This is a genomic window from Nocardioides sp. YIM 152588, assembly GCF_040191335.1.
In the GTDB taxonomy this organism is placed as follows: domain Bacteria; phylum Actinomycetota; class Actinomycetes; order Propionibacteriales; family Nocardioidaceae; genus Nocardioides.
In genome coordinates this window covers 1-6,269 of the sequence record NZ_JBEGDJ010000096.1, presented here as the reverse complement: position 1 = coordinate 6,269, position 6,269 = coordinate 1, and the positions used below count along the sequence as shown (strand labels likewise).

Genomic DNA, 6,269 nt, shown 5'->3' with positions numbered 1-6,269 from the left:
CTCCGCGCGGCGCTCGCGGCCTGACGCCGCGGCCCGGCCGCCGCGGCGGTCTGGTCGGCGGGTCCGCCCGGCGCCGGCATGGGGGATGATGGAGCGGTGAGCGACGAGGTGGCCCCGGAGCCCGGCATGCTGCTGCTCGCGAGCCCCGACCTGCTCGACCCCAACTTCGTCGACACCGTGGTGCTGCTGCTCGACGTGAGCGAGGACGGGGCTCTCGGCGTGGTGCTCAACCGGCCGTCCGTCGTACCGGTCGGTGAGGTGCTGGGGGACTGGGGCGACGTGGTCGAGGAGCCCGAGGTGCTCTTCCAGGGCGGCCCGGTGTCGACCGACGGCGCGCTCGCCGTCGCCGAGGCGCTGCCCGGCGGCCAGGACGCCGCCGGGTTCCAGCCGGTCTGGGAGGGCCTCGGCCTGCTGGACCTGGACACGCCCGCCGAGCTGGTGGAGGGGACCGTGCACCGGCTGCGGATCTTCGCCGGCTACGCCGGGTGGGGCGCGGGCCAGCTCCAGGCCGAGATCGCCGAGGGCAGCTGGTACGTGGTGCCCGCGGACCGCGACGACGTCTTCACCGGGGACACCGGCGGCCTGTGGCGCTCCGTGATGCGGCGCCAGCCCGGCGACCTGGCCCTGCACGTCACCCGCCCCGCCGACCCGGAGATGAACTGACGCCGCTCCAGGCATCGCGGACTTGAGACATCAGTGTCTCAAATGAGACAGTTGTGTCTCATCTGAGACACGGAGGAACACATGAGTACCCGCGACACCGTCGTCGTGGCCGCGCAGCGGCTGCTGGCGGTCGAGCCGACGGCGTCGATGGCGCAGATCGCCGCCGCCGCCGGCGTCGGGCGGGCCACCGTGCACCGCCACTTCGCCAGCCGCGAGGACCTGCTGCGCGAGATCGGGCTGCGCTCGCTCGAGCGCTGGGAGCGGAGCCTCTCCGCGGCCGAGGCCGCGGCGGCCGGCGCGCGGGACGCCGCCGCACTGCGCACCGTCCTGGTCGGCATGCTCGAGCGGTACGTCGAGGACGCCGAGGAGTTCGGCATCGCGCTCACCGACCCCACCGTGGTCAGCGACGCCGGGTTGCGGCAGCGCTCCGAGGCCCTCTTCGCCCGGGAGATCGCGCTCTACGCGGCCGCCCAGCGTGCCGACGTGCTCCGCTCCGACATGCCGGCGCGCTGGTTCGCCCACGCCGTCTACGGCCTGCTGGTCGGCGCCCGCGACGCGCTCGTGGCCGGCGACGTCACCCGGCGCGACGCGCGCATGCTGGTCTGCACGTCGTTCCTCGAGGGGGGTGGCGTCCGATGACGCTGCAGAGCCCCCCGACCCCGGCCCCGACCGCGACCGCGCCGCCGCGCCGCTGGGCGGGCCTGGCGGTGCTCGGCGCCAGCCTGCTCGTCGTGGTCATGGACATGACCGTCCTCAACGTCGCGCTGCCCGACCTGACCGCCGACCTCGGCGCCGGCGCGCTGGCGCAGCTGTGGATGGTCGATGCCTACGCCCTGGTGCTGGCCGGGCTGCTGATCCCGATCGCCGCCCTGGCCGACCGCTGGGGCCGCCGGCGGATGCTGCTGACCGGCTTCGCGATCTTCGGCGTGGCCTCGCTGGCGGTGCTCGTCGCGCAGTCGCCCGGCGAGGTGATCGCGATCCGCGCGCTGCTCGGCGTCGGCGGCGCGATGATCATGCCGGCCACGCTCTCGATGATCCGGGTGCTCTTCCCGGACCCGCGCGAGCGGGCCACCGCGCTGGGGCTCTGGGCCTCGACGGCGGCCGTCGGCGGCGCGATCGGCCCGATCGTCGGCGGCGCCCTGCTCGAGGTCTTCAGCTGGCACGCCGCGTTCCTGGTCAACGTCCCGCTGATGGTCGTCGCGCTGGTCGCCGGCCGGCTGCTGCTGCCCGAGAGCCGCTCCGACCGGCCGGGGCGCATCGACCCCGCCGGCGTACTGCTCTCGGTCGGCGGCATGGTCGCCGTCGTCTACGCGGTCAAGCACCTCGGCAAGGACGGCCCGGAGCCCGCCACCCTCGGGCTGCTCCTGCTGGGCGCGGCGGTGCTCGGCGGCTTCGTGCTGCGCTGCGCCCGCCAGGACGAGCCGATGCTCGCGGTCCGGCTCTTCCTCGACCCGGTCTTCCGGTCCGGCGTGCTGACCGCCCTGGTCAGCAGCACGGTCATCATGGCGCTGCTCTTCGTCGGCTCGCAGTGGCTGCAGTTGGTGCAGGGCTGGTCGCCGCTGGTCGCCGGCTTCGCGCTGCTGCCGATGGCGCTGGGCGGCCTGGTCGGGCCGCCGGTGGCGCCGGCCGTCGCGGCCCGGGTCGGCGCCCGGCGGGTGCTGGTCGCGGGGCTGCTGGTCCTGGCCGCCGGCCTGGCGGTGCTCTGGCTCCTCCCGCGGCCGCTGCCGTACCCGGGGGTGGCGCTGGCCTTCCTCCTGGTCGGGTTCGGCACCGCGGCGCTCGGGCTGGCCTCCGCCCTGATCATGGGCAGCGCGCCGGCGCACCAGGCCGGCTCGGCGGCCGCGGTCGAGGAGATGTCGTACGAGGTGGGCGGCGTGCTCGGCGTCGCGCTCCTCGGCAGCCTCGCCGGTGCGGTCTACCGGGCCGGGCTCCCGGTGGGCGCGCCCGAGCAGGCGACCGAGTCGCTGACCGGGGCGCTGGGGACGTCGGTCGAGTCGTCGGCGATGGCGGCCTTCGCGGACGCGGTCGCCGCGGTCGGTCTGGCGGGTGCCGTGATCACCCTGGCGGTGGCCGCCGTGGTCCGCTGGCAGCTGCCGGCGGACGTGGATGTGTCGGCCGGGCACTGACCTGGACACCGACGGCGTCTAGACTGACCCCGTGACCACGATCGGCTTCTCGACAGACACGGACGTCCGCGAGGACCGCCGTACCGTCCCGACAGACGCCGGTGATCACGACCGGATGTCGCATTTCGTCGCCAAGGAGAAGCTCACCGAGGCGATGGTGATGGGCACCCCCGTGGTCGCCCTCTGCGGCAAGGTCTGGGTCCCCAGCCGGGCGCCGGAGAAGTACCCGGTGTGCCCGGAGTGCAAGGAGATCTGGGAAGAGCTCGGCGGCGACGACAACCCGGACGACGCCGAGTGACCGGCGCCGACGACGGCGCCGCGCTTGCCAGGACCGGACTCGGTCCGGCCTGGCCCGAGCGCGCCGCCTGGGGTACCGCGCCGTCCCTGCGAGCCTGGCAGGCGGCCGCCCTCAACGACTACCTGGAGCGCGGGCCGCGCGACTTCCTCGCCGTGGCGACGCCCGGCGCGGGCAAGACGACCTTCGCGCTGACCGTCGCCTCCGAGCTGATGAACCGGCGGGTCATCGACCGGCTGATCATCGTGGCGCCCACCGAGCACCTCAAGGTGCAGTGGGCCGCGGCCGCCGCGAAGGCCGGCCTGCCGATCGACCCGAGCTACTCCGCGGGCCAGGGCAAGATCTCCAAGGACTACGTCGGCGTCGCGGTGACCTACGCCGGCGTCGGCGTGAACCCGCTGGCGCTGCGGATCCGCACCGAGCGCTTCCGCACGCTGGTCATCCTCGACGAGGTGCACCACGCCGGCGACTCCCTGACCTGGGGTGAGGGCGTGCGGGAGGCGTTCGAGCCCGCCACCCGCCGCCTGGCGCTGACCGGCACGCCGTTCCGCTCCGACATCAACCCGATCCCGTTCGTCAGCTACGAGCCGGGCGAGGGCGGGGTGCCGACCTCGCGCGCCGACTTCACCTACGGGTACGCCGACGCGCTGCGCGACCACGTCGTGCGACCGGTCCTCTTCCTCGCGTACTCCGGCGAGATGACCTGGCGCACCAAGGCCGGCGACGAGGTGGTGGCCAGCCTCGGCGGGCCGCTGACCAAGGACCTGACCCAGCAGGCGCTGCGCACCGCGCTGGACCCGAAGGGCTCCTGGATACCGTCGGTCCTGGCCGCGGCGGACAAGCGCCTCACCGAGGTGCGCCGCCACGTGCCCGACGCCGGCGGGCTGGTGATCGCGACCGACCAGGAGTCGGCCCGCTCGTACGCCAAGACGCTGAAGCAGATCACCGGCGAGCTGCCGACCATCGTCCTCTCCGACGAGAAGGCGGCGTCGAAGAAGATCTCGGAGTTCTCCGAGGACGGCAGCCGGCGCTGGCTGGTCGCGGTCCGGATGGTCTCCGAGGGCGTCGACGTGCCGCGGCTCGCGGTCGGGGTGTGGGCGACCACCATCTCGACACCGCTCTTCTTCGCCCAGGCGGTCGGCCGCTTCGTGCGCGCCCGCACCCGGGGCGAGATCGCCTCGGTCTTCCTGCCCTCGGTCCCCGGCCTGCTCAAGCACGCCGGCGAGATGGAGGCGCAGCGCGACCACGTGCTCGGCAAGCCGCAGTCCGAGGACGGCGACATCTTCGCCGCCGAGGAGGACCTGATGGCGAAGGCCAACGCCTCCGAGTCGGCGTCGGACGAGCTGGAGTCCGGTCCGTGGGAGGCGCTGGGCTCCCAGGCCCGCTTCGACCACGCGCTCTACGAGGGCGCGCAGTTCGGCCACGAGGGCGAGGTGCACGTCGGATCGGACGAGGAGATGGACTTCCTCGGCATCCCCGGCCTGCTCGAGCCGGACCAGGTCAAGGACCTGCTGCGCAAGCGGCAGGACGACCGGCGCAGCGCGCAGCGGGCCGCCCGCGACTCCGTGGCGGCCAAGCCGGAGCCGGACACCGTCGCCGACGTGACCACCCACGAGCACCTGGCGGTCCTGCGCCGCGAGCTCAACGGCCTGGTCGCCTCCTGGTACCACCGGACCAACCAGCCGCACGGCGTCACCCACGCGGCGCTGCGCAAGCAGTGCGGGGGGCCGGCCGCCGCGGTGGCGACCGCCGACCAGCTCCAGCAGCGGATCGAGGCGATCCGCGAGTGGGCCGTGCGCCGCTCCTCCTGACGGCCTAGGCAGGTCCGTCCGGCGCGAGTAGCGTGCCTGGGGTGTCGACGGCGACCGACCGGTCTCCCGTGACGCCCACCCGGTCGGACCGGTCCGTGCGGCGCCGCTGGGTCGCTGCCGTGGTCCTCGGCCTGGTCGCCGCGCTGGCCGCCGTCGTACCGGGTGGGACGGCGTCGGCGGAGCAGGCCTCGTCGCAGACGAGGCGGGTGGCCGCGGCCTCCCTCGCCGCGGGCGGCTCCCACACGTGTGCGCTGCTGACCACGGGCGCCGTCCGCTGCTGGGGCCTGGGCGACTCCGGTCAGCTGGGGTACGGCGACACCGCGAGCGTCGGTGCCGGAGCGGTGGGCACGGAGACCCCGACCGATGTCGGGGACGTGCCGCTGGGCGGGACGGCGGTCGCGATCGCCGCGGGGGACGAGCACACGTGCGCGCTGATGGACGGCGGCGCGGTCCGCTGCTGGGGCCTCGGCGACGACGGGCGGCTCGGGTACGGCGACACCGCGAGCGTCGGTGCCGGAGACGTGGGCACGGAGACCCCGGCCGACGCGGGCGACGTGCCGCTGGGCGGGCCGGCGGTCGCGATCGCGGCCGGCGGCGCCCACACGTGCGCGCTGATGAGCACCGGCGCGGTCCGCTGCTGGGGGCTCGGGAACAGCGGTCAGCTGGGGTACGGCGACGCCCTGGCCGTCGGGAACGGCACCAACGGTGGCAAGGAGACCCCGGCCGACGCGGGCGACGTGCCGCTGGGCGGGACGGCGGTCGCGATCACCGCGACCGACGTGCACACGTGCGCGGTGATGAGCACCGGCGCGGTCCGCTGCTGGGGCTACGGGGGCTTCGCGGGGCTGGGGTACGGCGACACGGAGACGGTCGGGAACGGCGAGCACCTCGACAAGGCGACCCCGGCCGACGCGGGGGACGTGCCGCTGGGCGGGACGGCCGTCGCGGTCGCCGCCGGCGTCGGCCACACGTGCGCGCTGATGACCACCGGCGCCGTCCGCTGCTGGGGGAGCGGCACCTTCGGCCGGCTCGGGTACGGCGACACCGACACCGTCGGGGACGGGAGCGTGCTCGGCAAGGAGACGCCGGCCGACGTCGGCGACGTGCCGCTGGGCGGGACGGCGATCGCGATCACGGCCGGCCGCCTCCACTCCTGCGCGCTGATGTCCTCCGGAGGGGTCCGCTGCTGGGGCGCCGGCGGCTCGGGGCGGCTGGGCTACGGCGACTCGGTCGACATCGGCGCCGGCCTCGCCGTGCCGCCGGGCCGGGATGCCGACCAGCGCCGAGCTGACGGCGGCGACCGCGACGCCGACGGCCACGCCGACCACGAAGTTGCCGGTCGCCGCGACCGCATGGACCGAGACCGCGGCACCG

At 75.2% G+C, this 6,269-nt stretch carries 6 protein-coding genes; all 6 read left to right on the top strand.

The features are described 5' to 3' along the window. Positions 1-96: 96 nt before the first annotated feature. The gene (locus ABLM29_RS21980) at positions 97-663 is read left to right on the top strand and encodes a YqgE/AlgH family protein (protein WP_349716766.1); all 567 of its coding nucleotides are present in this window, start codon (positions 97-99) and stop codon (positions 661-663) included. Positions 664-744: 81 nt separating this feature from the next. Next, a complete protein-coding gene (locus ABLM29_RS21975; protein WP_349716765.1) occupies positions 745-1,302 on the top strand; it encodes a TetR/AcrR family transcriptional regulator in 558 nt (185 codons plus the stop codon). Further along, positions 1,299-2,789, top strand: a complete 1,491-nt coding sequence (locus tag ABLM29_RS21970; protein WP_349716764.1) for an MFS transporter — start codon at positions 1,299-1,301, stop codon at positions 2,787-2,789. Before ABLM29_RS21975 ends, ABLM29_RS21970 begins: the two co-directional genes overlap by 4 nt. Before the next feature lie 31 nt (positions 2,790-2,820). Continuing rightward, entirely contained in the window at positions 2,821-3,087 is a 267-nt protein-coding gene (locus ABLM29_RS21965; protein WP_502889310.1) for a DUF3039 domain-containing protein, read from the top strand. After that, the gene (locus ABLM29_RS21960; RefSeq protein WP_502889309.1) at positions 3,084-4,895 is read left to right on the top strand and encodes a DEAD/DEAH box helicase; all 1,812 of its coding nucleotides are present in this window, start codon (positions 3,084-3,086) and stop codon (positions 4,893-4,895) included. The genes ABLM29_RS21965 and ABLM29_RS21960 overlap by 4 nt, the downstream gene beginning before the upstream one ends. A 41-nt stretch (positions 4,896-4,936) precedes the next feature. After that, positions 4,937-6,269 (top strand): RCC1 domain-containing protein (locus ABLM29_RS21955; protein WP_502889308.1); only part of this gene is annotated, 1,333 nt, incomplete at its 3' end.